Annotated in this window: 1 protein-coding gene and 1 pseudogene; both read right to left on the bottom strand. The window is 72.2% G+C overall.

Annotated elements, in window-relative coordinates; all coding sequences use genetic code 11:
• Positions 1-2,578: AAA family ATPase (locus ACTIDRAF_RS34310; RefSeq protein ID WP_169534002.1), on the bottom strand; the 2,578-nt coding region annotated here is incomplete at its 3' end.
• A 482-nt stretch (positions 2,579-3,060) separates the two neighbouring features.
• A pseudogene (locus tag ACTIDRAF_RS30730) lies at positions 3,061-3,304 on the bottom strand (Gfo/Idh/MocA family protein); the annotation flags it as partial.

The raw sequence follows: 3,304 nt of genomic DNA, 5'->3' as shown, positions 1-3,304 counted from the left end.
TGCTCGGGGACGCGCCGGCGTCCTCGGCCGGGTCCTCGGGTCCGGGGTCGTGGGAGGATCGCCCGTCGTCCGCCGTGGTGGGGGGATGTTCCGCCCGCGTGCCGCCGGCCGTCCGGGTCCCCGCCGGTGGCGCGTCCCCGCCGCGGGTGGGTTCGGCCCGGGATCGTTGGGCGGCGGCGAGGTCGGCGCGCACCGCCCGCAGCAGGAAGGTGTCCCCGGCTTCCTCCAGGCAGCGCACGGCTTCCTCGAGCAGTGCCGCCCGGTCGGCAGGGTCGCTGCTCGCGGCGAGTACCCGGAGGGTGATCGCCCTGGTCCGCTGGTCGAGCCCGGCGGACCGGTCCAACTGCTGTCTGGCGAGGTCGCGGGCCACGCCCAGGCGGCCCAGCTGGCGGTTGGCCTCGGCGAGGTCGCTGCGCCAGGGCACCAGCATCGGCACGTCCACGTCCCAGCCGCGCACGATCCGGCCGCAGGCCTGGAAGTCGCTGATCGCGGCGAGCAGCCGGTCGGTGGCCAGGTAGTGGTGTCCCCGGGCGTGCAGGTACCGGACACCGAAGAGGGTGGCGAACATGCGGTCGGGCACGCGTTGCCGCAACGTGTGGGCGGCGTCCTCGACCCGGCCCAGTGCGGTGTCCGCGAGCAGCAACGTCGTGAGCGGCCAGCCGATCAGCACGCCCCAGCTGCGCGGTGGGAGCCGGGTCAGCGCCGTCCGCGCCAGCGCCACGGCGGCCTCCGGGTCGCCCCGGCGGAGGGCCACGTCGGACTCGATCCCGCCGAGCACCGCCTGCCAGGTCACCGCGCCCCGCCGGTCGGCCTCGTCGAGCAGCTGGCGGCACCAGCGGGCCGCCGTGGCGGGCTGGTCACCGTGCACCAGCACGAGCAGGGCGGTGGCCACCACCTCCAGGGTGGTCTCCCCGAGCCGGCAGCTGCGGAGCACGTGTTCGGCGCTGGCCATCGTCGCCGGGTCGCACCCCTGGGTCCAGGCCGTCATCAGACGTTGCGTCGCGTCGACCCAGGGGTCGTCGGTCGACGGGGCCGCCTCGCCCTGGGGGCGTTCGCGCGCCGGGGGCGAGCCGTGGAACCACTGGTAGGCGACATCCAGTTCGGCGGCGGTCTGGTCGTCGAGCAGGCCCGGTTTGCCGGCGAACCGTTCGAGCCGGGCCAGCGCGGAGTCGGTGTCGCCGTTCCACAGGTCGTGGGAGACCACGAACACCGCGTCCCGCCCGCCCAGTTCGCCCGCCTCCACGGCCCGCAGCATCGGTTCCAGGTAGCGGGAGGCGGCCGACGGGTTCACCCGCCACAACGCGCGGACCAGGACGCGGGTGACCGCGAGCCGGTCGGCGGCGTCGCCCTCGGGGACCTCCAGGGCAAGTTCGAGCAGGTGCACGGCCGTGGCGACGTCGTCACCGATGAGGGCCTGCTCCGCGGCCTCCCGCAGCACGCCCACCGACCACGCGCCGGCGGCGCGGTCGGCGGCGGCGAAATGGCGGGCGACCTCGACGGCGCCGACTCCGCGTTGGTAGAGCAGTTCGGCGGCCCGGACGTGCAGGCTGGCCCGGTGGTCGCCGGACAGGCTCTCCGCCACGGCCAGTTCGGCCGCCGGGTGGCGGAAGCGGCCGTCCTCCAGCAGGCCGGCGCGGGTGAGGATCTCCAGCACGAGGTCGGCCTCGGCCGAGGTGGTACCCGCCAGGCGGCCGACCAGCAGTGGTGTCTGGTGGGCGCCGAGGACGGCCACGGCACGGGCGACGTCGAGCAGGCGCGGTTCCCACCGGTGGAGGCAGGCCAGGACGGCCTGGCCGAAGGCGGTGCCCACGACGGGGCGGGGCCGGCCGTCCTGGTCGACCCGCTCGGTCGGGTCGCTGGCGAGGTGGTCGTCGACCAGGGCGTTGACGAGCAACGGGTTTCCGCCGGTGAGACGGTGGTAGCACGGGGCCAGCAGCCTGGCGTCCTGCTCGGACGTCGCCGTCGCGAGCATGTCGGCGATGCGCGCCGGCGGGAGGGGGCGCAGCCGGATGCGGTGGTGCCGGCGGCGGGTGACCTCGGCGTGGAACACAGGCAGCGTGGGTTGGGGACGTTCCCATTCGACCAACACGATGAGCAGGCGTGCCGAGTTGATTCGCCTGCGCAGATACAACAGGAATTGAAGTGACGAACTGTCGGCGAACTGAACGTCGTCGACGGCGATTACCAGAGGCTTTTCCCGGGCCAGCTCGAGAAGCACGGCGCAGATTTCGTGCATTGCGTGGACGCCGACGTGGCGAATGTCGGCGCCGACGTCCTCCGCATCGGAGGTGTCCGGGACGACAAGCCGTGACACGTGGTCGACCACGGTCGCGGGCAATGCGGACCCGTGGAAGAGTTGGTCGATCAACCCGCCCTGGACTGACCGTTCCGCGCGAGACCCACCGGCGGTGAGGACCAGCGCCCCCGCCTCGACCGCATAACGGGTGAAAGCGTGCAGCAGCTCCGTCTTCCCACTGGCGAGTCCTCCACTGACGAGCACCAGCTTTCCAGTTCCGGTAGTGCTTTCGACGTAGAGCGAATGGAGGGCGTCCAGCTCCTCACGGTGGACCGGAAGCACGATCGACCACACCTCCGATCGGACCAGCCAGGTTTACCCCGAGAAAGGCGCCGGCCACGCGGAACAACGACGGCAAAAGCACCACTCCAACGCGTCACGGCACACAAACGGTTACCCGCACCACCCCCAGGTGGCCGATTTTGCGGTCGCAAGCGTACCTCACCAAGAAAGCACGTCAAGAACGCAGCCCATCGTGCTATCGACCGCACGGAACGTGGCAGTCTTTTCTGTTACGGTTCATGCGAAGCAGTTGTGCTCCGACTCGCGCGCGGTTAGGGCACGCGCGCGGGAACCGGACCGAACGGTCACGGGGCCGTTCGTCGGGAGGGATACGACCCGGGGGAGGCGCGTCGTCATCGTGGCCGTACCGGGGGCCGCCACAAAAGTCGACGGGATTTCGAACCCAATGTAGCGACCCGTTGTAGCCGAGGACACCCCGGGTTCACGTACCGTGCACGCCGCCGGGGTGTCCTCGGAGCCGCTCAGCTCCCCGTGACCGGGGCGGGGGCCCACCCGGGCGGTAACGGCTCGGGCATGGGGAAGGAACCGCGCACGACGCCGAACTCGCCGGCGGCGGCCGACCGTTCGATCGCCGTCATCAGTTCCAGGACGTGCAACCCCAGCTCACCGCTCGCCCGGTGCGGAGTGCCCGCCCTCAGCGACCGGACCATGTCCACCACCCCCAGACCGCGGCTGGCGGAGGGCTCGACCGGCGCGGCCACCCGC

This window comes from Actinoalloteichus spitiensis RMV-1378, from assembly GCF_000239155.1.
Lineage (GTDB): Bacteria > Actinomycetota > Actinomycetes > Mycobacteriales > Pseudonocardiaceae > Actinoalloteichus_B > Actinoalloteichus_B spitiensis.
Note: the sequence above shows the minus strand (reverse complement) of the source record. Positions and strands in the feature narration are given on the sequence as shown.